Annotated in this window: 13 protein-coding genes; 3 read left to right on the forward strand and 10 right to left on the reverse strand. The window is 62.1% G+C overall.

Annotation, left to right across the window (positions count from 1 at the left end; genetic code table 11):
• Window positions 1–41: 41 nt before the first annotated feature.
• Together ACTJK9_RS28755 and ACTJK9_RS28760 are read right to left on the reverse strand one after the other, a co-directional pair.
• A complete protein-coding gene (locus tag ACTJK9_RS28755) occupies window positions 42–1,115 on the reverse strand; it encodes an autotransporter outer membrane beta-barrel domain-containing protein (RefSeq protein WP_440817707.1) in 1,074 nt (357 codons plus the stop codon).
• A gap of 593 nt (window positions 1,116–1,708) precedes the next feature.
• Window positions 1,709–4,666: an autotransporter outer membrane beta-barrel domain-containing protein gene (locus ACTJK9_RS28760; RefSeq protein WP_440817709.1), complete on the reverse strand. Its 2,958-nt coding sequence runs from the start codon at window positions 4,664–4,666 to the stop codon at window positions 1,709–1,711.
• A gap of 240 nt (window positions 4,667–4,906) precedes the next feature.
• On the opposite strand from ACTJK9_RS28760, the gene ACTJK9_RS28765 reads away from it, so the two are divergent.
• Entirely contained in the window at window positions 4,907–6,259 is a 1,353-nt protein-coding gene (locus tag ACTJK9_RS28765) for a HipA domain-containing protein (RefSeq protein ID WP_440817712.1), read from the forward strand.
• Window positions 6,256–6,534, forward strand: a complete 279-nt coding sequence (locus tag ACTJK9_RS28770) for a helix-turn-helix domain-containing protein (protein WP_064600535.1) — start codon at window positions 6,256–6,258, stop codon at window positions 6,532–6,534. Before ACTJK9_RS28765 ends, ACTJK9_RS28770 begins: the two co-directional genes overlap by 4 nt.
• Window positions 6,535–6,564: 30 nt before the next feature.
• On the opposite strand, the gene ACTJK9_RS28775 is transcribed toward ACTJK9_RS28770, so the two are convergent.
• From ACTJK9_RS28775 to ACTJK9_RS28785, 3 genes are read right to left on the reverse strand one after another with little or no spacing between them, the layout of a single operon-like run.
• Complete coding sequence (locus ACTJK9_RS28775; RefSeq protein ID WP_064600533.1) at window positions 6,565–7,236, reverse strand: GNAT family N-acetyltransferase; 672 nt, start codon at window positions 7,234–7,236, stop codon at window positions 6,565–6,567.
• A 12-nt stretch (window positions 7,237–7,248) separates the two neighbouring features.
• The gene (locus tag ACTJK9_RS28780; protein ID WP_011336633.1) at window positions 7,249–7,695 is read right to left on the reverse strand and encodes a GNAT family N-acetyltransferase; all 447 of its coding nucleotides are present in this window, start codon (window positions 7,693–7,695) and stop codon (window positions 7,249–7,251) included.
• A 10-nt stretch (window positions 7,696–7,705) separates the two neighbouring features.
• Window positions 7,706–8,329, reverse strand: a complete 624-nt coding sequence (locus ACTJK9_RS28785; protein WP_039765080.1) for an FMN-binding negative transcriptional regulator — start codon at window positions 8,327–8,329, stop codon at window positions 7,706–7,708.
• A gap of 92 nt (window positions 8,330–8,421) precedes the next feature.
• Between ACTJK9_RS28785 and pdxR the strand changes: the two genes are divergently transcribed.
• The gene (gene pdxR, locus ACTJK9_RS28790; protein ID WP_440817717.1) at window positions 8,422–9,975 is read left to right on the forward strand and encodes a MocR-like pyridoxine biosynthesis transcription factor PdxR; all 1,554 of its coding nucleotides are present in this window, start codon (window positions 8,422–8,424) and stop codon (window positions 9,973–9,975) included.
• A 15-nt stretch (window positions 9,976–9,990) separates the two neighbouring features.
• Here the strand turns inward: pdxR and ACTJK9_RS28795 are convergent, their stop codons facing one another.
• The 5 genes from ACTJK9_RS28795 to ACTJK9_RS28815 form a co-directional block, all read right to left on the reverse strand.
• Window positions 9,991–14,583, reverse strand: coding sequence for a dermonecrotic toxin domain-containing protein (locus ACTJK9_RS28795; RefSeq protein ID WP_440817720.1), 4,593 nt, complete (start codon window positions 14,581–14,583; stop codon window positions 9,991–9,993).
• Window positions 14,584–14,725: 142 nt separating this feature from the next.
• The gene (locus ACTJK9_RS28800; protein ID WP_440817723.1) at window positions 14,726–19,291 is read right to left on the reverse strand and encodes a dermonecrotic toxin domain-containing protein; all 4,566 of its coding nucleotides are present in this window, start codon (window positions 19,289–19,291) and stop codon (window positions 14,726–14,728) included.
• Window positions 19,292–19,446: 155 nt separating this feature from the next.
• Window positions 19,447–20,472 carry a histone deacetylase family protein gene (locus ACTJK9_RS28805; RefSeq protein ID WP_007954279.1) on the reverse strand — a complete coding sequence of 342 codons (1,026 nt, stop codon included), beginning with the start codon at window positions 20,470–20,472 and terminating at the stop codon, window positions 19,447–19,449.
• 132 nt (window positions 20,473–20,604) lie between these two features.
• A complete protein-coding gene (locus tag ACTJK9_RS28810; RefSeq protein WP_440817727.1) occupies window positions 20,605–21,603 on the reverse strand; it encodes an AraC family transcriptional regulator in 999 nt (332 codons plus the stop codon).
• Window positions 21,604–21,690: 87 nt separating this feature from the next.
• The gene (locus ACTJK9_RS28815; RefSeq protein WP_221398356.1) at window positions 21,691–22,695 is read right to left on the reverse strand and encodes an asparaginase; all 1,005 of its coding nucleotides are present in this window, start codon (window positions 22,693–22,695) and stop codon (window positions 21,691–21,693) included.
• Between the last annotated feature and the right edge of the window lie 86 nt (window positions 22,696–22,781).

Raw genomic sequence — 22,781 nt, forward strand, 5'->3', positions numbered from 1 at the left:
TCAAGTTGCTGCCGCAACGTGCGGCAGCAGCCAGTCTGGGCTCAGAACGCCATTCGCCACTGGCCTGATACGCCGTGGTTTCGGTTGTCGGTACCGATCTCACCCGACAAGCCAATACCGAGTGTGTGGTTGGCCGAGACGGCCAGATCAAGCCCGGTGTCCAGCGTCAGGCTGTTGCGGTCCAGCTCTGCGCCATAAACGGTGTAGTCATGGCCACCGGTGACCAGACGTTGTCGGGTACTGGTGTCGGTCTCGCCATAAACATGTTTCCATCCCGCGCTGAATCGTGGCGTGAGGCGCATGCCGTTATCCAGCGTGCTGACTTTCGCCATGCGCAGGCCGACGGTGGTGTTGAAGTTGCCTTGGGATTGAGCGTGAACCTTGAGCGCCGCCGCACCGCCTTTCTCGGTGTAGCCGTCGCGCTGGTAGCGTTGGTAACCGAGGCTGGCAAATGGCTCGATGCTGACGTTAGCCCGACCCAGGTTGTATCCCGACTCGATGAACACTTGCTGGGTGCTGGCCTGGTAGTTGCCTTTCAGTCGGTCATGGAAGCGGCCGAACGCGACTTCGCGGCGGGTACTGCCTTCATGGTTGCTCCAGGCTGTGCCGAGCCGAAGTGACAGCGGGCCGGTCTGACGCAAGGCGTAAGCGCCGAGGTGCCAACTGTCGAGGTCGCCGTCCAGTTCCTTGCTGTCCATGCGCGTGTCGGAGGTGCCGCCCATCAAGCCCAGGCGCCATTCTTCGTCGAGACGCCAGTCCGCGCCGAGCAGCAGTCCTTTGGTGGAATGCTGCATGGGCTCCATATCGCGATCCAGTTTGCCGCTATGACCGAGGGCCTGCAGCCAGACCCTGCCGCTCTCGGCGTTTCCGGCCGCGTGGCGGGGTGCGTTTGGCTGGTTGTCATGCAGGTTATCGAGCTGGTGCATGGCCGACAGCAGGCTGGCGCTGACCGGCGTGACGCTGCTCAAGGTGGCCTTGGCGAGGTTGGCGTTGCTGCCGCCGGCCAGTTGATCGAGGGCAAGGGCGGCCGTGGTTTCGTCGGCGGCGAGCACGGCCGCAATGGCTGAGTTGCCCGGTGGTGAAGGGGAGTCCGTTGACGGTGGCTGGTCAGCCACTGGGGCTTGTTGAGCTGCGGGCGTTTCGGCCAGGACCGGTTCCGGTAAGGGCGCTGGTTTTTCCAGGCTTTCTTCGAGCGCGCTGCCACTCTCTGTCGTGGCGACTGTTTTGGATGGAATGTCGTCGGCTGGGTGAGCGGGTACCACGGGAATCTCGGTGCTGACGGGGATTTTTTCCAAGGGTGGAGCGATCCTTTCCTCACGCGTTGTTTCTTCAGCGACCTTGAGTGGAGTAGGTTTGTCCTTAGGTTTGCGCGGGTTCTTGGGTTTCACCTCTTTCACCACCGGCACGTCGGGCTCCGACTGCTCCGCCAGAGAAAATTCCACGCAACCGACTGCCAGCGCAACCGCCAGGACAAGATGTTGGAGCTTGTATTTGCATTGAATGGGCATTCCGTTCGCCTCAGGTGAAATGAGGCCAAACTGTAAAAGTCGACGCCGGTCCTCCGATGCCGGGCAATTCCGAGCCACATGCAGGTGATAGCGTCTGCTTTTGTAGCCCGGTCGCCGGCGGGAGGTGAACCCGCCATGATTACCCAATCGTCCAGACGCTTTTACCTACAACACCCGCTGAAATCCGGATTGGCGAAATCTCAAAAACTCATCTGCCACTGCCCGATCAACCCGTGATTACGGCTGTTGCTGCCAATCTCGCCGCTGTATCCCAGCCCCAGCGTATGTCGTGCCGAAACGCCCAGATCCAGCCCTGCTTCCAGCACCAGACTGTCACGATCCAGTGAACTGCCATCGACGTTGAACGCCGTGCCACCCACGACGAAGGCCTGACGGGTCGAGCTGCTGACATCGCCGTAGGTGTGCTTCCAGCCAGCGGCCATGCGCGGGGTGAGGCTCATGCCATTGTCCAGCGAGCTGAGGTGCGCCAGGCGAAGGCCGAAGGTACTGCTGAAGTTGTCCTGAGTCTGGCTGTCGACCTGCAAGGCCGCCGCGCCGCCCTTTTCCTGATAGCGGTCGCGGTGATAGCGCTGGTAGCCGAGGCTGGCGAACGGTTCGGCGCTGAGCCGGCCAGTGCCCATGGCATAGCCGAGTTCGGCGAAGGCTTGCTGGCTGTCGGCGTCGTAATCGCCTTTGGGACGATCGCTGAAACCATTGAATGCGATGGTGCGCTTGCTTTCGCCCTGATGGCCGCTGTACGCGGCGCCCAGGCGCAAGGCCAGCGGGCCGTTTTGATGCAGCGCATAAACACCGGCGTGCCAGCTCTCGACATTGCCGTCGACGCCGGTGGCGTCAAGGTCGGTCTTCGAATAGCCGCCGAGCACGCCCAGTCGCCATTGTGGATTCAGCGCCCAGTCGGCGCCGAGCACGCTGCCCTTGGTGCGCTGTTCCAGACCGCTGCTGCCGTGTTCGCCATCCAGCTTGCCGTAGCCGCCGATGGCCTGCAGCCAGAGCCGGCCCCGGGCATTCGGGTCATTAAGGTTTCGAGCTTCGGACGGAACGCCGTTAGCCGCGAGGATCGGCGTATCACGCTGATCAAGACCGACCATCAAGCCGGGACTGCCACCCATTTGCTGCATGGCCGAGAGCATGCTGCTGCCAACCTGGCTGCTGGCGCCGAGGGTGGCGCTGGTGAGGTTGGCGTTGCTGGCGCCGGCCAGTTGCTCGATGGCCGCGCCCGCGCTGGATTGAGTGGTGTTGAGCAGGGCGTTGTACAGCGCATTGTTCTTGCCGATCGAGGCCAGGCTGTTGGCGGCGTTGCTGCCGTTGCCGGTGGCGGCGAATTCATTGAAGGTCACGTTATTGCGGGTATAGGTCAGGTCGACCTGCGTTGGTGTGTAGGCGAGGGTCGGCGTGAGGAACGCGTAGTCGCTGGTGACCGCGCCGAACGTGCCGTTGACCCGCGCTGCCTGCAGCACTGTGTAATGGCTCTGCCACGGATAAGTGCCGCTACCGGGATTGACCGCCAGCGTCGCGCCGTTGAGGTTGGCCGTGCCGCCAACCTGAACCGGTGCGCTGCTGCCATCGGCGTTGACGCCGTAGGCGAGGGTGGATGCGCCGCCCATGTTCAAGTCGTGCACGATGGTCGCGGTGCCGAGGCGGGTGTCGGTGCGCAACGTGCCATTGACGTTGAGGTTGCCCACCGAACCACCACCCGCATACACACCACCGGCGTCCACGGTCAGGTTGCCGGCGATGCCACCCTGGTTGACCAAAGTGGCGCCGTTGCGCACGGCACCGCCGTCGCTGAAGTCGTCGCTGCCGGTGAGCGTCCAGGCGCCTTGTTTGATCTCGAGCCATTCGAAATTGCGGCTGGTACCGAAGCTGCCGCCCGCCGCGTCGTCCATCACCACGCGGTCATATCCGCTGCCACCGTCGACCACGCCGACAAAGCGGCTGCCGCTGCGCAGGGTCAGGCTGTCATTGCCGCCACCCAGGTCCAGCGCCAGGCCGTTGCTGCCGCTGATCGTGCCGCCGTTGATCACGCTGTCGGCGAACTCTCCGACGAATTTCACGCCGAAGCCGTTGAGGCCCTGGATAGTGCCGTAGTTCTCCAGCGTGGTGGCCGCCAGCCCTGCACCGCCGCTTCCGTCATCTACCAGAATGGCGCTGTTGGCGCCGCTGATCAGTGCATCCTTGGCGTTGAGAATGTAACCGCCGCCCAGGGCAATGCCTTCACTGCCATTGGCGAAACCACCCTTGTCCACACCGCCGGCGCCGACGCCCTGGATGGTGCCGTAGTTTTCGATGTGGGCGATCTTGTCGATGTCCACGCCGTCGCCGTCGCCATTGGGTTGCAGCCCGGAATACGCGCCAGTGATGGTGCCGTGGTTGATCACCGTGCCGTCGCCATCGGAGCCGAAACCGGAGCCGTTGCGCCCGGTGATCTGCCCGTAGTTGACCAGCGTCGCTCCCAGGTCAGTGGTAATGCCATGCCGTCCGCCGGAAATCACGCCGTAGTTGGTCACGCTGACGCCGGTCGCGGTGTCGATATCGATGCCGTCGAATTTCTGGTCGGCGTTGTCCGAGTCACCGGTGGAGATCTCGCCGTAGTTGCTGATGGTCGCATTGGCGCCGGTCTTCATGCCGTCGCTGGCGTCGCCACGAATCAGCCCGCCCGCGCGGTTGATGATCGTGGTTTTTACCCCGTCGCTGCGCAACGCATCCAGATCCAGGCCTTGGCCGGTGGTCGAGCGAATGGTGCCACTGTTGTCGATCAACAGGCTGCCGCTGACAAAGTTGCTGTCGATGCGAATCGCATCGTTGGAACCGAGAATCTGCCCGCCGCTGCGGTTATGGATGGCGTAGTTGCGCGCCTGGGTCAGATCGCCGCTGCTATCAATCGCCCGGCCACCGCTGGAAATGATCTTGCCGGCGTTATCGATGATTACACCGACGCCGCTGGTGCCGTCCTTGAGGCTCACAGCCTTGCCGCTGTTGGTGATGCTGCCCGGCGCCGAAATCGTCAGTGTGTCTTTACCGCCCAATGTTTGCGACGCGGTGGTGGCGGTGTCGATCTGCACGGTCTTGCCGTGGGCGGCGCTGGTGGCGATCAGCAGGGCAATGGCAAACGACAGGCGCTGGGGCGGGAAGGGCATGGGCAGAACGTCCTTTTTGTTATAAGCGGGGCGTCCTGTATAGCGGAGGGTTTTTACAGAATGATGTCCATGGCCGACATAGCGACATCTGCATTATTTTGCGTTTATTTCGAGGTTTTAACCCTTTATCTGCACTTTACTGCATGTTGACGAGACTCCCGATCCTCTAAAATGCACTATATTGCATTTATAGTTCACCAAACGATCGCAGTAATGCATTTAATTGCAGATGAGAGCCGCATGCACAATCTGACATTGCAGATATTCAACGCCGGCAAATGGCACGACGCGATGGTGTTGAGTTTCGACTCGCCCGAGAAAGGCTTCGAAAGCCGCTGCAGCTTTGGCTACGAGTCGGCGTATCTGGTCGAGAACATCGAGGTCATCGGCTCTCCTTTTTCCAAGGCCGTGAGTGCGCTGTTCCCCCTTGATTGGGAAGGCCGGCGATCCATCACCCCTGCATTCGTGCATGACATCGCGCCGGCAGGCGCCGCTAAAAGGTTTCTTCTTGCACGTCTGGGGCGGGAGAAACCTTCAGGCATCAGTGCCGATCTTTATCTGCTTGGTCGCTGCACTCCAGCTCCAATCGGCAACATGCGGATAAAAGAATCGGCCGAGGCTGTCGATGAGCGCAAGCCCATCGGTTTTCAGCGTCAGGAGGTCGTCAGCCGTGACCACCGCTTCCTTGAATATGCCTATGAAATGGGAGCTGCGATTGGTGGGGCGACAGGGGCCGGAGGTGAGGCTCCCAAGATTCTTCTGGCAGAGGATCACGCCGGTCTTTTGTATCCCGATGCCGTGCTGGATGATGAAAACGTCCATCAGCACTGGTTTGTGAAGTTCGCCCGGAATAAGGGAGGTCAAACCGATCAAGACATCCTGCGCAGCGAATTCCACTACTACCAGGCGCTTCAGGCACTGGGCATCGAAACCGTCGCGGCAGAAGGTCTGGCGTTAGAGGAAGCGAACAAACCCAGCTTGTGGATGCAGCGTTTTGATCGTCAGGTGACGAGCCGTGGGGTAGAGCGTTTTGCCGTGGAGTCGATTTATTCGCTGGCCGAAGTGACGACCCCGGGAAGCGCGATGAACCATATGGATGTCATTCGCATGCTCGCCGAGCTCTGGCGCAATGCGGGGCAAGCGGATCAGATTCCGGCACTGGTGGCTGACTATTTACGTCGGGACCTGATCAACAAGATTCTTGGTAACTCGGATAACCACGGTCGCAATACCGCAATCATTCGTGACGAGGGCTCGTATCGTTTGGCCCCCATTTATGATCTGGCCCCCATGGTCATGGATGACGAAGGTGTGACCCGCACCACCAAATGGCCAAAAGAGCTGGAGAGGGCGGGAGATGTCGATTGGCGAGGGGTTTGTCGCGCATTGGCGGATATTTCCGATCCGGATGACCCATTGGCAGGGTTGTCCGACGCGCCGGAATCTTTCGAGCGCCTGCGTGAAGACGCGCAGTGCCTGGCCGAGTTGCCGGACATTTTGAGCGCCAGCGGTTTGCCTGACCGGACAATGAATCATCCGGGCGTCCACCTGAAAAACCTGGAGCAACGATTGAAAGAATGGGATCTGAAATGAGCATGACCGTCGCCGAGCGCACCTTGCTCATCGAAAGCATTCAAGAAGCGCTGGCTGAAGGAACCGTAGAAATCGGTGAAGCCGTTCGCCGTTTGCGCGTGGAGGTGACCGGGCTGCATCAGACCCAGTTCGCGAAGATGTGCAAGATTTCGGTACGCACGCTGGTGCACATCGAACACGGCGAGGGTAATCAGACACTGAAATCGCTGAATGCCGTGTTCCGCCCGTTTGGACTGAAAATGGGCGTGGTACGGGTTCGGCGAAACAACAGCTGAACCCGCAACCCGCTTAGTGTCGATCGAGTTTCAAGCGCGGCACTCGACCAACCCCTTCACCTGCCCATCCGCCGTCTGATTCTCATCGCTCAACCAACGTTCGAACCCGGCCGCAATCGCCGGCCATTCCGAATCCAGAATCGAGTACCACGCGGTATCGCGGTTCTGGCCCTTGACCACCATGTGTTGGCGGAACACGCCTTCGAAGCTGAAGCCCAGGCGCTCGGCCGCGTATTTGGAGCGGGCGTTGCCGTTGTTGCATTTCCATTCCAGGCGGCGGTAGCCGAGGGCGAAGGATTCCCTGGCCAGCAGGTAGACCGCCTCGGTGCTTTTCGGCGAGCGCTGCATCGGGGCGCCGAAGGTGACGTGGCCGATTTCGATGCGGCCCTGGGCCGGGACGATCGACATCAGGCTGAGGATGCCTTGCACCTGGCCGCTGGCGCGGTCGATGACGCTGAAGAAATACGGGTCGCTGTGGGCGGCGTGGTTGTTCAGCCAGTCATTGAAGGCACTGCGTTCCGGAAACGGGCCGTAGGGCAAGTAATCCCAGAGCTTCGGGTCGGCGCCGGGGCCTTGCAGGGCATTGAACAGGTCGTCGCCGTGGCGCGCCGGGTCGAGCTTTTCCAGGCGGATGAAGCGGCCTTCGATCAGGGTGGTCGAGGGCGGCGGCACGCCTTTCCAGTCAGCGAGAGAAATGGTCATGCGCGTGGCTCCTTAAATGGCTTTGCGAAACTGGATGAAACCCGGGCGTTCGGCGATGCGCTCGTAGAGCTGGATCGCCGTGGCATTGGTTTCGTGGGTCAGCCAGTGCACCTTGCAGCAACCGTCGGCCTTGGCCGTGGCGTAGACGTGTTCGATCAACAGGCGACCGACGCCGGTGCCACGGGTTTGCGGCTCCACCAGCAGGTCTTGCAGGTAGCAGGAGTTTTCGATGCTCCAGTTCGAACGATGGTAGATGAAATGCACCATGCCCACGGCTTTGCCGTCAGCCCAGGCGAGGGCGGCATGGGTCGGTTCGTTCGGGTCGAGAAAGCGCTGCCAGGTGCTTTGGCTGACGGCGTCCGGCAATTCAGTGTTGTAGAAGCGCAGGTAGGCCTGCCACAGCGGCAGCCAGGCGGCGTGATCGGCGGCGCTGACCGGACGGATGTCGATCTGACTCATGGTGATTTCCTTAACGCATCAAGTGAGCGAGGGTTTGATCGTTGATGTCGGGGCTGGCGGCCAGGCCTTCGCGCACGCCGGCGATGTCTTCGGCGCTGCGGTTCTGGCTGAGCTTGCGCTTGCCTTCGAGGCGGTCGATGGGAATGGCGAACCCGACGATGGCCTTGAGCATGCCGTCGATGTAATCGGCCGGGGCATCGTCGACCGACCAGGGCTGGGCGCGGCCCGCTTCATGGCGATTGGTGAGGGTGCTGACGATATCCAGCAGCCGACCGCCATCGCTGAAGGTTTCGGCGTGACCGTAGGCGTGCACGGCGACGTAGTTCCAGGTTGGCACGACTTTGCCGTGCTCGGCCTTGCTCGGGTAAAAGCCCGGGCTGACGTAGGCATCGGCACCGGGGAAAATCAGCAGGGCCTCGGCGCCGTCGCGCAGGTCTTTCCACTGCGGATTGGCCTTGGCCAGATGCCCGTACAGCGTACCGTTCGGACCTTGTTCACGATGCAGCAGCACCGGCACATGACTGGCCTGCAAGCCTTGCTCGCCGTGGGTGACCAATATGGCGAGGCGGGTGGCGAGGATCAGTTCGTGCAGTTGGGACAGGTCGTCGATGGCAAAGGCGCGGGGTGTGTACATGGAGAAAATTTCCTTGGCGAATGCCTGCATCGTAGGCAGGCTATTGGTCTGTTGTAAGAGCCATTGATGACCAATTTCATAGGTCCATTGTCATGCCCGATCCGACCACACTGTCGCTGCCGTTCAACCCTGCCGGTATCGAACTCGACCGCCGCAAAGGCCTGAGCCGTCAGCTCTACCAGGCCTTGCGCCTGCGGGTACTCGACGGGCGCCTGGCCAGCGGCACGCGATTGCCGGCGAGCCGTGATCTGGCGGCAGCACTGGCGATTTCCCGCAACAGCGTGGTGCGTGCCTACGATCAGTTGTATGCCGAAGGCTTTATCGAAGGGCGGGTCGGGGACGGCACTTACGTGGCACAATTACCGCAATCGCTGGCGCCCGCGGAAAAACTATCCACAAAAGTATCCACAGGGTTTTCAACAGGCTTACCCACAGCCTTATCCACAATTCCGTTAGATTCCACTGGTGATTTATCCAGCAAAGTTATCCACAGCGGTGCGTTGCAGCGGCTTGAACAGAACCATTTACCGACGCCACCAAGCGGTCCGCCGCGAGCATTCCGGGTCGGCGTTCCGGCCTTCGATCTGTTCCCGTTCGACGTCTGGGCCAAGCTGAACGCGGCGTTCTGGCGCAAACCCGATTTGCAGCAGCTGTGTTACGGCGATCCGGCAGGCGATGCGCGCCTGCGCGGTCTGATTGCCGCTTATTTGCGCAGTTCGCGGGGTATGCAGTGCTCGGCTGAACAAATTGTGATCACCAGTGGCGCACAACAGGGAATCAGCCTTTGTGCACAGTTGCTGGTGGAGCCGGGCGCCGGGGTGGGCATCGAGAATCCCGGCTATCGCGCAGCGGGCCATGCGTTCGCGCTGGCCGGTGGTCGATTGCATGGCATTGCCGTGGACGAAGAGGGTATCGACTGCGCGGCACTGGCGGCTGCCGAAGATTGCCGGGTGGCGTATGTCACGCCGTCTCATCAATACCCGACCGGGGTGGTGATGAGCCTGGCCCGTCGTCTCGAACTGCTGGCCTGGGCCGAGCGCACTCAGGGATGGATCGTCGAGGATGATTACGATGGTGAGTACCGCTACACCGGTGCGCCACTGGCCCCTCTGGCTGCACTCGACCGGCAAGGACGGGTGTTGTATGTGGGGACTTTCGGCAAAGTGGCGTTTCCGGCCTTGCGCCTGGGATATCTGGTGTTGCCGCCGGGCCTGGTCGAGGCTTTCTCGCAACGTCGCGCGGTAGACGTACGGCATTCCGAAGTCAGCACTCAGGCGGTGATGGCCGAGTTCATGGCCGCCGGCCATTTTCAGCGGCATATCCGCAGGATGCGCCGAGCCGCCCTGAGCCGGCGCGACACCTTGATGAGTGGCTGGCCGCAGGAGGTCGAGGGTGTCGGCCCGCTGCCCGCGGTCTCCGCCGGCCTGCATTTGACGGTGCCGGTGGAGAGCGTCGAGCGCGAGCGCCAGCTGATCGAACTGGCGCGCAGCGTAGAGGTTGAGATCAGCGGATTGAGTAACTACTGGCTGCCCGACTCGCTGACCCCGCTCGATCGGCGAGCCGGTCTGGTGCTGGGTTTCGCCGCCGTCCCGGAGCCGGCGATCGATTCGGCGCTGGGCCGTTTGCGCCGGGCCTGGCGGGTGTGAGCCTGCGACGTGACGTCAATCGTCGACCGGGTCGCGGGGCTGCGGCTTCAGGAACAGGTCCCGAACCACCGGATCGACAATTTTACGCAGCGCATTCTCGACCGCATCGAACGTGCTCAAGGATTGCCGCGTCGCCGCGTCGAGCGTTTGCAAGTAGGGCTCGGCGGGTTTGAGGTGGGCGGTGGTGTATTTCGCGTCGGGGTCCTTCAGGGCGTCGTAATGGAAATGCGCCACCCAGAGCGGTTCATTATTGCGGGCTTTGTCGAGGATCCGGTATTCCTGAAAATAATCCCCGCGTTGCCGGGTGCGGATGCGTCCGCGTTCATCCTTGACCACCTCCACCAGCCCGTTGTCATACAGCCAGTGAAAGTACGCCTCCCGGGGTTTGCGTTGCTTGAGCATCGCGGCATAGGTGCTGATGCCTTCGGTCCGGGTGCGTTGCGCTCCGTTGCGTAGTTCCTGACTGAGAGAGGCCACCGGCAGAGGGGGGCGCCCAGCCCTTTGCTGGGCTGCGAGCGCAGCGTCGACGTCGCTGGCCGTTTGCGTGAGCCTGACCGATTGCTGTTCGAACATGTCACGAATGTCCGCTGGAATGCGGCCGGGACGTTTGGCATCTTCCCGGGTTGTACGGTTGAACTCGTTGATTTTCAGATTCAGTTCCAATGCCCGCGCGATGACATCGACGGCATCGGATTTTTTGGGGAGCCGCGAACGCGACAGTTTGATAAAGGGGATTTCCCTGATGGCACCGGACTCTTCGCTCTCGCGTGACGATTCGCTGGCGCCCTGACGAGGGCGGCTCTTGCTGACCTTCACCCTGGGTCTCGACGTCGACGGTCCCGGCTGCGAAACGGACACGACCGGCTGCTCGGTGCGCTCCGGTAGTTCTGCGACCAGACGCGCTCCGGCCAACGCATGGAATTCACCGATCAGCTCATGGATGCGATCCAGTCGCGCCTGCACGAACAGTCCCGGGTGGGCGGCGGGCAATTGCTCGATCTCTTGCGCGAGGCTGGCGAAGCGGTCGTTCAAGCGGGCCAATTGCTCGATTCGTTGGCGCTGCCCGCCGGCGACCGGTTCAGCCCTGGTCAGCTCGATCAGGTCATGGCTGGCAGTCGAAGCGTTGCCGGTGATGAGGTTGACGGCTTCTCGGGCATCTTCCATGGCCGGGCCGGGCTGTTCGCGCACGCACCATTCGTAAGCCATGCTGATTTCGTTGGCCTTGAGGTCCAGATCGGTGAACGCCGGAAGCAGCCGTTCCAGATCGTGCCCCACTTTGCTCGAAATCCCCGCCAGTTGTCCCAGGGTGTCCAGCGACTGACGCAGAACCTGCCGTCGGGCGATCATCTGGTCGCTCAGTGCCGTGGCTCGGGTGGTGATATCGATCTGTTCGTCCCGTGACAGGGAGATATCTGTGCTTGCACTGTTGGCGAATTTTTCGGTCATTTGTGCATAGACACGCATCTGCAGGCGCAGTGCACCGCCCAGGCATCGGTGTTGTTCTGCGGTCAGGCGCATCAGTTGGGACTGATAGAACACGCCACCGCCTCCGCTCTGACGCCAGGTTTCCAGGTGTCCGAGCGCCTGGGTGTATTCGTCACCCAGCGCCTCGGCCAACGCCAGGTAGCGTTGGGCCCTGGGTTCGAATTCACTCGAGGAACCGTCCCGTGGCAACTCGAGCAGGGCGCTGCTCACGGCGTTTTTGCGGGTCACTTCCTGCGCCATGAACTGATGAAGGGCCGTCCAGGCTTTTTCCTTGTTTTGCGCCTTGGCGCGCCGCAGCGCCTCGATTCGCCCGGTCGGGCTGCCTCCGCGCAGTCGCAGTTTCGGGTCCCAGTGCCACTCACCCAGCGTGTCATCGAATTTGATGGCCAGGCCGGTATGCGAAGGGTCGGCCGGGTCTACGATGCAGACCGGTTCATTGTCGGGGGCCGTCACTTGAAACCAGCGCGCTCCCACGCGTGCGCATAGCCGGTCGCCGAGGGTGTAGAGGTGGCTGACCGGGGAAATCGAATGTCCGTCCAGATCCGGTTCGGGTATTTGGAAACGCTCCAGCATGGCCGTGAATCCGGCGCTGGTCGACGGGCGTACCAGAGTGCCTGGCTCGACGCTCGACAGATGGTTCGGGGCAATCACGTCGGTCATGGCGTTTGCGTTGAAACGGATGGTCGGCGGCGTTGGCGGGAAAGCACCGGAAACGGCGGGCATCTCTTCCAGTGTCTGTTCAGCCGAGGTCTCGAACAGCGCCAGGGGCGTACGACTGCGCAGCGTGGCGATGTGCTGCGTCAGGATGATGCCGAGGGTCAGCAGGATGTCTCCGACGGAGCGCCACTCCACCAGTGTGTCTCCCTGTTCCCGGGCATCGATTGCCTGCTGGATCTGTTCGATGGTTTGCCAGACCCACACGGCGGTGCCTGCTGCGCCAACCATGAAATTGGACGCGATACTGAACACCGCCCAGCCGCTGTTCGCGAGCAAGGCTCGCCGACGTTCGCTGTTGGAGACTGACTGGCGGTCGGCCAGTTCGGCCAGCGCCTGGCTGTTGGCAGTGTGAAGGGCGTCGAGGATATCGCCGGTCAGCGGCGTATCGTCCAGTCCGATCGGGCCGATCAAGTCGAAGTGGATAAAGGGCTCGAACGCCATCCGGGGAATGATCCAGGGTGACGGAATGCCGCTGGAAAAAACAAACTGGGCGTATTCGAAACTCAGCGACGGGCTGGCCAGCCAGGCCAGCACCGAGTCTCGCAACTCTCCAGGCTGATAAATGGCGTAGAGCAGGTTTTGCGGCGAAGCGAACTGCCGCAGCGGGGTGTCCGACAATGGCCGGTAAAGCAGACAGGGGCCCAGCTCCGGCTCGCGCGGCCCGATGATGAACGTGTTGGCCACCGTGTCGGTCACGTTGCTCAAGCGGAATCGAGGCCTGAAGGCCAAAGGGCGGATGTACACGCCGGGCTCGGTGTCGGACTGCCCCGCGCTGATGGATGCCATCAGTTGACAGATATACGTGTAACCGCGCTCGTCGACATCGCCTCGATGCCGGAGCTTGCACTCCAGGGCCAACAGCGGCAACAGGGTCGGCAGCTGGCGCCGGTAGCGGGCCCTGTGGCGGGCGGCCTGTTGCGGGTCGTCGATCAGTGCCTTTTTTATCAGTGCCGGATAATGGCCTCCAATATCGACCTGCTCTGCCATCTGCGTCAGGTAGTCGACGGTCAACCATGCCGGCACGCCATGGCCATTGGTGAACGCGACGCTGGCGAGATACGGCGTGGTGTTTTCAAGGGCGAACTCGCCGAGGGTCTGATGTTCCTGCTCCAGCGGGTTGGGCAGGGTCAGGCCGGCAACCTCGAAGCTGTGAGTGACGGTTATCTGCAGATCGTCGAGCGGCAGCGAGGCGGCGTCTTCGGCAGCCTTGTCGGCGACAATCGCCTCGCGCATCTGTTGTTGGGCGTAGGACTTGATCGAAAGCAGAGGCTGTCCGACGTTATCACTCGGTTCCTCCTTATGAAGCCTGCCGAGTTCGGCGATGTAGCGTGTGTAAGCCTGAAAATCACTGATCGATCCTGTGTAAAGCCACTTGGGAATGGCCCGGTTCAACTGGCTGAGCCGTGCATGGTCCCTGCCGCTTAAATGCCTGTTGTGCGATGGCGAGGAAAGGGCAGTCGGAACGACGGGGCGGTTGGCGGGATCAAGGGCCTTGATGTCGTCCAGCTGAATGTTCACCAATGCCCACGTACAACTGTCGAAAATGTTCTCCTGCGGCTCCACCAGTCGCCACTCGAGGCTGCGCCCGCTCAGGTCCAGGTCGAGGCGTCCGGGCAGTGACTCTCCCAGTTCGGCGAGGGACGAAAACGATTCGTGGCCGGCGCCGATGGTGTACATCAAAAACCGTTCGCGCTGTTTGACGGTCGCGGTCAGCACGATCGCGCCTGCGATGGTCAAGTGGGTGGTGTTCGAGCCCTCGACCAGGTCGATATCCAGCAGGCAGGCGCGGATCTGGCTGAATCCGTTTAGCGTCGATTGACGCATGGGCTTTTTCGGATGGTTGGCCACCCACTGCCCAAGGGCGCAGGCGTCGGCATCCCAGCCAACAGCGGATTGCACGTCCACGGCGGTTTTCAATGTGTCGGACAGCTCCTGCCAGCGGGGGCGATGTGCGCCGGTTCCATTCCAGTAGTCGAGTTGTTGCTGTGCGAAGGCGATGAAAAAGAATGCGGCGTGCTCGTTGAGCAGCGATGTCAGCTCATCCATGTCGACGGCCAGGTGAGTGGCCGGTTGGGCGTCCGGCGTGACCGTCAGGAAATGTTCGCCTTCGATCAGGTTCGCTCGGGTTTTCTCGACACTCTGTCGGATGAGCGCGTGGGTCAGGGATTCGAACCGGAAAGACTCGATCGCGAACCCTTGTTCATCGTCGCGCCAAACCGGAGTGGCGAGCATGGTGTGATCGGGGTCGATCTGCAGGTGTGCATAGTGCTTTCCCAGCGCCTGTTGCAGTAGCGTCGAGGCCACCTGATTCAGCGTCGGGCCCTGGCTGATCAGATCGATCAGCCGGCTCTGTTCGAGCAAAAACGGGGAAGAGGCAGGCGTGGTGCCGGCGGCGGTTTCAGTCATGGTTCAGATCCCGTGTGAAAGGGCAGCGCGGCTGGCGGCCCTGATGCGACGCACGTTATCCGGGCGGGCATCGGGCAGGGCGGTGCATAGATATATGCCGGTGCGCCGATGCCCCAAATTCGCGGGTACCGGCGCACCGGCGTCAGGAAAAGAACAGCGCAGCGGCCTGCGCACGATTGATTTCACCGCGGTAAATGGCGATGAGTTCCTGGTTGCCGGTGGTGCGCGGATCGAAGCGTCCACCCAGTCGGCGTTGCTCTACGGTTTTCAGGTGCGCGGCGTTGAAGGCGGTTACCGGATCATTGATTCCGCTGTAGTGAAAGTGCGCGTACCACAGAACCGCGTGGGTTTCGTGATCGAGCACCTCGTACTCGTCCAGGTAACCCTTCCCGGAGCCCTTGAGCCGCTGCCGGGCAGTGGCTTTCGAGATGTCTACCTGGCCCTTGCTCTTGAGCCATTCGACACGGGCCGCGGTGGGTGGTTGCTGCTTGATGATCCGGATGCGTGCGCTTTGGCCGCGCTGATAAAGCGCGGTGGCGGCATCGGCGAGTTCTCTGTTCAGGGTGCTGGCCGTGGCATTGCGATCATCGGTGAGATTGCGCGCGGTCAGGGCCCGGTCGATTGCATCCCTCGCTTCGCGCAGCCGGTCGGCATGCAGGTAGTAGAGATCCTGAATTTCGCTCGGAATGCGCGCGGCCCGGTTGATGTGGGCCTCCGCGCGCCGGTGAAAGGCAGGCAGGCCATCGATCAGTGCCTGGCCTTCCTCGATACAGCGGTGCAGGCTGGGTGCCGGTCCTTTTGACACGGGTTTGGGTGTGACCCTTTCGAGCCAGACACCCGGACTCTTTTCGTGAAAGGTGGCGATGATCTTGCCCGTCAGGGGCGCGCGCACGTCGACCAGATCGGTTTCCCGGCCACTGGCGTCCTTGCGTGGTTCACCGACGACCGTGCCCTTGTAACGGGTCTTGATGACCTTTTTGGCCGACGCCGTCGATGGTTTCGAAGGGCCCGGTACGGGATCGAACTGTCGTTTGTCGCGCAGCAGGTTCACCAGCCGGTCGACCGTCCTGTCGGCAAATCCGGCAACGCGCCGGCGTACCTGTTCGATGCGATCGGCAAGCAGTTGCTCCGGATACTCGACGAGCAGGTCTGCAAAGCGCTGATCGACAGCGACGAACTGTTCGGCCAGATTGCTCATCGTCTCGATCCGCTGACTCAGATTTTGCAGACTCTCCTCGTTGCTCACTTCCAGAGAACTCTGGATGTTCAGCGCCGCATCATCGATCAGGTTTTCCAGCGCCAGCCGCGCATCGACCGGCTCTTGTGTCAGGTCCGGCCTGATGCACAGCTCCTGCTCCAGCGTGATTTGCAGCAGCTTGAGGTCATCGATCGTGTAGCGGGGGAGTTTCGCCTTGTAGTCTCGCGTGACTTCAAGGGCGTCCCTGCCCAGCAGGCTCAGTTCATCGAGTCGGCTACGGGGGTATTCGATCTTGTCGATCATGCCCTGGGTCATGTCACTGGCTTTGGTAAAAGGCGCGTTGCGCTCTGCCGACAGGGGTGCCGAGGGTTCGTCAAGCAATGCCAGGGTAGTGCCCAGGCTGCTGCGGAATTCGGACGATTGTTCGTCGAGCCAGGATTGCACCAGAAACAGCTGCAGTGATAACCGCTCGATCATGGCGGTACGGTAATTGGGGATAGGTTCGACGACGTTCATGGCCTTGAGCTGCTGGATGTGCTCACCGTACGCCCTGATCTGCACCTCCAGGGTGTCGAGAAACTGCTCCCGGGCGCTCGAACGGTTATCGGGGGTGGCCTGCAGCATGGCCTCGCGCACCTCTTTGAGCTGGGTCTGTTTGGCCTGCAAGGTGGCGTCGAAGTCGGTGAGCGCTGCCTTCATCTGAATCAACCGCGCCCGGTTATCGTCCTGCAGTTTCCTGAGCCGGCTGCGCAGGCCGCCACCGTTGAGGCGCAGGCGAAGATCGACGAACCACTGACCGTCGGCATTGTGAGTCAGCAGCGGCCCGGTACGCGCAGGCTGCTGGCGCGAATCGCTGATCTGGACACGTTCGTCGTCATTCACGATCACCTCGAACCAGCGCTGACCGACTGCTGCATACCAGGCGCGCCCATGGGCATGAAGGTGTTGGTATGGGCCCTCGTCCTGGGCATCACCCAGGCCTTCGGGCCTGGGGACCTGGAGGCTGTCGAGCAGCGAGCCAAGCCCCGGTTGCGAGCGGTCCAGAGCGCCGATGGCGTTGACCGAAATGTCATGGCTGGCGGACAGTTCGCGGTCGCCGATGTCCGGCAGGCGCAGCACCTTGATGGCCGGGGATAGCGTTCGGGCAGGTGTTTCAACGACGGTTTGCGGCGACGCCGGTGATTCATGGACCGGCCTTCTGCCAACAGCGGCCCTGTGGGCCAGTACCATGCCCAGTGCCAGGAGGATGTCGGCCAGCGCGCTCCAGTCGCGTCGGGCCGGAGCCTCATTGGCGGCGTCATTCATTGCCTGCAAGTCATCGATGATCTGCCAGATCCACGCCGCCGTCCCCACGCTGCGCCCCAGGAACGGCAGCGCCGCATTGAAAATCCGCCAGCCACCATTCTTCAGCGAAGCCCAGCGTGCTTCAGCGTTGGATACCGACTGCCGGTCCGACTGGGTGAGCATGGCTTGCACATTGGCGTTGAACAGGGCTGGCAAAATCGGGTCTTCGATCACGTCGCTGGCCAACGAAACAGGACCGCTCATATCGAGGGCGGCGCTCGGATCGACCAGCGATTGGGGAATCGTCCAGATCGAAGGCAGCCTGGCGGGAAATACGTACTGCTCGTAATTGAAGCGCACGTCGTCAGGCAACCAGGCCAGTACTGCCTGGCGAATCGAGCGTGAATGCTTGATTGCGTATAACAGGTTGGCGGGGCTGGCGTATTGGATCAGTGGCGGATCGAGCAGAGGCCGGTAAAGCAGGCAGGGGCCCTGATCGGTCTGACGCGGACCGATGATGAACATATTGGCAACGATGTCGCGCGGACGCTGGCCGACAATGAAAGCCAGCGGGCGGACAACGATCTGCTGTCCATCCACTTGCCGTTCGCTGGCGGTGTCGGCCAGTGCAGCGACAATGTACCGATAGCCTTGTTCGTCGATATCCATTTCGCCACGGATCTTGTGTTGCAACGCCAGCAGCGGCAGCTCGGCGGCTAACTGTCGAGTGTAAAGCCGCTGCAGGGTGGAGGCCCGGGTGCTGTCCTCGACCAGGCAGCGTTTGAGCATGGCCGGGTAACGGGCCCCGATGTCGACGGTGGTCACGAGCCTTTCCAGATAATCGGCACTCATCCAGTCAGGCACCGGAGTGCCGTCCTTGCAGCGCACGACTTTGTTGCCCGGCGGCAGCCCGGCCAGATTCTGCAAGGCGAGATCGGTGAGGGACAGCGTGAGGGTCTCGGTATTGCCCGGCCACATGAACGTGCCCCAGACCACCAGGCTGGTAATGCTGATTTCGAGGTTGTCGACCCTTACATCGTTTGTCTGGGATTGTTCTCTGCGGATCTGTGCGTTCAGGGCTTCGAGGGTGAAAGTGCGCAGGTCGGGGACTTCGTTCTGGAACGTCTTGCCGGCGTTCTGGTGTTGTATCAGCACCAGATCCAGCAGGTGGCGGCTGTAGCAGGTCTGGTCATCGGCCCTGGCCTGGTCCAGCCAGGACGGCAGCAGTGGTCGCAAGTGCTCGGCCTGGGGTTGGAGTTGCGGTGGCAGCTCTGCGGTGTGTCTGCCGAGCGTGCCCGGATGCGGTAGAACGCCCGGCCGGGTCGAGGGCGGCGACCCGAGCGCGCCGATGGCGTCTGCTTCCAGAGCGATGAGAATGCAGGCCTGGCGATCAAAAAAATTGCCCTCCGGCTCGATCAGCCGCCAGTTCAGCGAGACCGGAACAGCCTTTGCCGGATACGCGTTCCTGATAGCCTCGCCCAGCTCCTCGAAAGAGTCGAAGCGCTGGAAACCCAGCGGCAGTGAGTGGCTCAGGATCAGGGTGCGCCCGGCTACCGAGCCGACCAGCACGGCGGTGTCGAGGACGTGGAGATGGCGGCGTTGCACCTCGTCACCCGCGTCGACATCGATCAGGTACGCGCGGGTCTTGTACTTGTCCCGTAGCAGGCGCTGCGTTTTGTCAGGATCGGCGAAAACGGCCCGGGCCATGGCCAGCCGATGTTCGTCCCAGTCGGTTGTATCCTTGACGTCCCACAGTGCACGCAAGGCGTCCGACAACGAATACCAGCGCGGATGCGACAGGCCTGTGGGTTCGTTCCAGTAATCGATCTGTTGTTCCTGATAAGCCACGAACAGCAGTGGCGCGAGTTCGTTGATCAAGCGGGCGAGCGCATCGATCTTGACCGCCAGCGTGACCGGTTGCTCATTCGTCGAGCGCCGGACAAGGTAATGCTCCCCATCGATCCAGGTGACGGTGGTCGCGCCAAGTCCGAGACGCACCAGCACATTGGTCAGGGATTCGGAGCGGCTTCGGCCAGGAATCACGCGATCTTCGTCGATTTGCCAGACCGGAGTCACCACGAGGGTCTGGCGCGGGTCGAGCTCCAGTTCCGGATACAGGGTCTTGAGTGCCGGGCGCAAGGTATTCGTGGCGACCTCCCACAGTGACGGACCGGTCACCAGTTGGGTCAGTACGTCGACAGCGCTGGGCGTCGGGATTTCAGGCATGGCCATCTCCTTGATTGAACCTCAGGCGGCCGGAAGCGGCGCCGGGTCGAGCAAGGTAGCGGGCGAGACGGGAGCGGTTGCGGTACATAAATATCGCAGGCAAAAAAAGACCCGCGTGTGCGGGTCGGGGTATCAGGTGGCGGACTTGAAGCGGCTCATTGCTCGAAACCTTCGAGCACATTCACCGCGTTGATACCGATTTCTTCTACCGCGTAGCCACCTTCCATGACGAACAGGGTCGGTTTGCCGAGGGCGGCGATGCGCTTGCCCATCGCCAGGTAATCCGGGCTGTCGAGCTTGAACTGCGAGATCGGATCGTCCTTGAAGGTGTCGACGCCCAGCGACACGACGATGATGTCGGCGCCGTAGTTATCGATCTCCTGGCAGGCCTGATCCAGCGCTGCGCTCCAGACATCCCAGCCGGAACCGGCCGGCAGCGGGTAGTTGAAGTTGAAGCCTTCGCCGGCCCCTTCACCGCGTTCGTCTTCGTAGCCGAGGAAGAACGGGAATTCCGCTTCCGGGTGGCCGTGGATCGAGGTGAACAGCACGTCGCTGCGCTCGTAGAAAATCGATTGGGTGCCATTGCCGTGGTGGTAGTCGACGTCGAGGATCGCGACTTTCTTGTGGCCCTGATCGAGGAATGCCTGCGCGGCGATGGCGGCGTTGTTGAGGTAGCAATAACCGCCCATCAAGTCGCCGGCAGCGTGGTGTCCCGGCGGACGGCACAGGGCGAAGGCACCCCGGGCGCCACGCTGGATTTCCGCTTGTGCGGTCAGCGCCACCTGCGCCGCGCTGTACGCCGCTTGCCAGGTGCCGGCGGTGATCGGTGCGCCGCCGTCGAAGCTGTAATAGCCGAGCTGGCCGTGCAGGCTGGTCGGTTTGACCTGACGCAGGGTGCGCGCCGGCCAGGTGTAAGGCAGCAAATCGCCGTCGGTGTTGAATTCGGTCCAGCGCGCCCAGGCGCCTTTGAAGAAGTCGAGGTAGTCGCGGCTGTGGATGCGCTCGATCGGCCCGAGGCCGAAATCCTTCGGCGCCTCGACCGGGCCGAGGTTTTGATTTTTTACCCGTTGCAGCACGTGGTCGGCACGCGACGGCATCTCGAAGCAAGGCTTGAGTTGCCCGTCGATCAATTCGCAGCGGCCATGGTGCAGGTGGTGATCGTCAGAGTAGATCGTCAGCATTTGTTGTTCTCCGCAGGGGCTGATTCGGTTGATCACAGTGTTGCGGCGTGAGCCGAATCGGAGAATGGCCAGAGAGGCCAAAAGGGGATCGATGTGGCCAAAAATACTGACCTGATATCGCCCCTCGACGGTTTAACCGTGTGGCCGGAATTGACTCGGTGCCACACCGCTCCAGCGCACGAAGGCATGGCGGAAGCTTGCCGTCTCGCTGAAACCCAGGGTTTCAGCGATGCGGTAGATCGGTAACTGATCCTCGCAAAGCATCTGCTTGGCCCGCTCGAAACGCAGTTCGTCGAGCAGCTCCTGGTAGCTGCAACCCATGTCCTTCAGATGTCGACGCAAGGTACGCGGCGAGCAGTTCATCTGCTGCGCCAGACCTTCCAGCCCCGGCGCGGCGTTGAGTTGTGCGCTGAGCAACTGACGGATCCGCCCAAGCCACGCCTGACGGCCAGTGAACTCGATGTTCTGCTTGCGGCACCGCTCGGCCATGGCTTGATGGGTGATGATGTCGGCGAGTGGCAGCGGCTGGTCTAGCCAGCATCGGTCGAAGGCGAAGGCGTTGTCCTTGGCGCCGAAATGCACGGGCGCCTTGAAGTGCTCGGCGTAGCTGTCGCGATAGTCCGGCGCAGCGTGTTCGAAGCGGGCAGCCAGCAATGGCAGCGGATGGCCGAGCAGGTCGTCGCAGATGACTTTCAGCGACACCATACAGAACTCGGCATTGAACACCGCCATTGCCGGGCTTTCGCGGTAATCGGCGGCAACGAACCAGACGCGCTCGCCGTCGTCCTCCAGGCTCAGCTCGAAAAGTGTTCCCAGCAGCGCCGGATAACGGATCGCCAGCCGCAAAGCGTCACCGAAGGTGGCACAGGTCAGCAGCGCGTAACCGAGGATGCCGTAGCAGGAAACATGCATGCGCCGGCCCAGTTCCAGTCCGATGTCGTGCTTGAGCGCGACCGCATTGGCGCAGACCTGCATCTCCTGATTGGTGGTGATGCGGGTGTCGGCCCGGCTCAGATCCGCCGCACTGATACCGCTGCCGGCGAGCAGTGCTTCGCTGGACAGGCCTTGATCCCTGAAGGTGTTGAGCACGAGGGAGACGGCGTTGAGAGTGGTGAGGTGGGAGTGGAGCATGGGATCTTCCAGCCTTGGGATGCCGGAAACGGCAGCAAGTTGCATGCCGGGCTGTGGGAGCAGAGGGGCTCCCACAGCCTGTTGCCATCAGATGAGCTCGCCGCACAGGTCGAGTTCGACCAGTCGCCGAACTTCAGCTGTCTCAAGACCTGCACCGAGCAATCCGTTCAACTTGCCGAACGCTGCTTCGCGGGTCATGCCGCCACCGGACAACACGCCAACACCACGCAAGCGGCTGCCGGCTTCATACACATCCAGTTCCACACCGCCTTCATGGCACTGCGTAACCGCAACCACGACGACACCGTTATCCCGCGCCCTGCCAAGGCTGGCGAGGAACTCTGGATTGTCGCTCGGCCCGGTACCGCTGCCGTAGCATTCCAGCACCAGACCCTGAATGCCGCTGTCGAGCAGGCCGTCGATGATCTCGGCGCCAATGCCCGGGAACAGCGGCAACACCGCAACCTTGGCCAGTTGCTTGGGCTGGTTGTAGTTCAGCGCTGCCGGCAGGGACGTGGCTTTCACGCCGCCGCCCTGACGCTCCAGACGTTTGAACGGATGACGGCCGAAGCTGCGCACTTTCGCGCAACGGGTCGGGGCCAGCAGTTCGCCGTGGAAATACAGATGCACGCCCGGCGCCAGGCCGTGGCCGAGAGCGACCAGTGCGCCGCTGAGGTTTTCCCAGGCGTCGCTGTCGGTGACGCCGGCCGGCAGCATCGAGCCGGTGAAGCACACGCGGGCATGCAGGCCGAGCAACTGGAAGCTCATGGCGGCAGCGCTGTAAGCCAGGGTGTCGGTACCGTGCAGGATCAGTACGCTGTCGCAGCCTTGCACATCGACGGCGTCGACCACCGCTTCACGCAGTTGCTGCCAGTAGGCCGGGGTCATGTTGGCGCTGTCGATCAGCGGCGACATTTCGCGAAAGCGCCACTGCGGCACCACCAGCTCCGGCTGGCTGTGCAGGTAATCGCGCATCCGCGCTTCGAAACCGGACGCCGGGGCCAGGCCATTGGCGCTGGCCTGCATGCCGATGGTGCCACCGGTGTACAGCACCATGACGTGCTGGGCGGCAGGGTAGGAATTGGCAATCATCTGAAGGTCTCCACAAGAGATGACAGGTGGGAGCGGGGGGGGGGGGGGGGGGGGGGGGGGGGGGGGGGGGGGGGGGGGGGGGGGGG

It is taken from the genome of Pseudomonas sp. 22082, assembly GCF_052046055.1.
Classification (GTDB): Bacteria; Pseudomonadota; Gammaproteobacteria; order Pseudomonadales; family Pseudomonadaceae; genus Aquipseudomonas; species Aquipseudomonas pharyngis.

Coding starts and splice junctions, on each gene's coding strand:
- ACTJK9_RS28760 (WP_440817709.1), bottom strand. CDS start 4,666: ATGCCCTTCCCGCCCCAGCGCCTGTCGTTTGCCATTGCCCTGCTGATC.
- ACTJK9_RS28765 (WP_440817712.1), top strand. CDS start 4,907: ATGCACAATCTGACATTGCAGATATTCAACGCCGGCAAATGGCACGAC.
- ACTJK9_RS28770 (WP_064600535.1), top strand. CDS start 6,256: ATGAGCATGACCGTCGCCGAGCGCACCTTGCTCATCGAAAGCATTCAA.
- ACTJK9_RS28775 (WP_064600533.1), bottom strand. CDS start 7,236: ATGACCATTTCTCTCGCTGACTGGAAAGGCGTGCCGCCGCCCTCGACC.
- ACTJK9_RS28780 (WP_011336633.1), bottom strand. CDS start 7,695: ATGAGTCAGATCGACATCCGTCCGGTCAGCGCCGCCGATCACGCCGCC.
- ACTJK9_RS28785 (WP_039765080.1), bottom strand. CDS start 8,329: ATGTACACACCCCGCGCCTTTGCCATCGACGACCTGTCCCAACTGCAC.
- pdxR (WP_440817717.1), top strand. CDS start 8,422: ATGCCCGATCCGACCACACTGTCGCTGCCGTTCAACCCTGCCGGTATC.
- ACTJK9_RS28795 (WP_440817720.1), bottom strand. CDS start 14,583: ATGACTGAAACCGCCGCCGGCACCACGCCTGCCTCTTCCCCGTTTTTG.
- ACTJK9_RS28800 (WP_440817723.1), bottom strand. CDS start 19,291: ATGCCTGAAATCCCGACGCCCAGCGCTGTCGACGTACTGACCCAACTG.
- ACTJK9_RS28805 (WP_007954279.1), bottom strand. CDS start 20,472: ATGCTGACGATCTACTCTGACGATCACCACCTGCACCATGGCCGCTGC.
- ACTJK9_RS28810 (WP_440817727.1), bottom strand. CDS start 21,603: ATGCTCCACTCCCACCTCACCACTCTCAACGCCGTCTCCCTCGTGCTC.
- ACTJK9_RS28815 (WP_221398356.1), bottom strand. CDS start 22,695: ATGATTGCCAATTCCTACCCTGCCGCCCAGCACGTCATGGTGCTGTAC.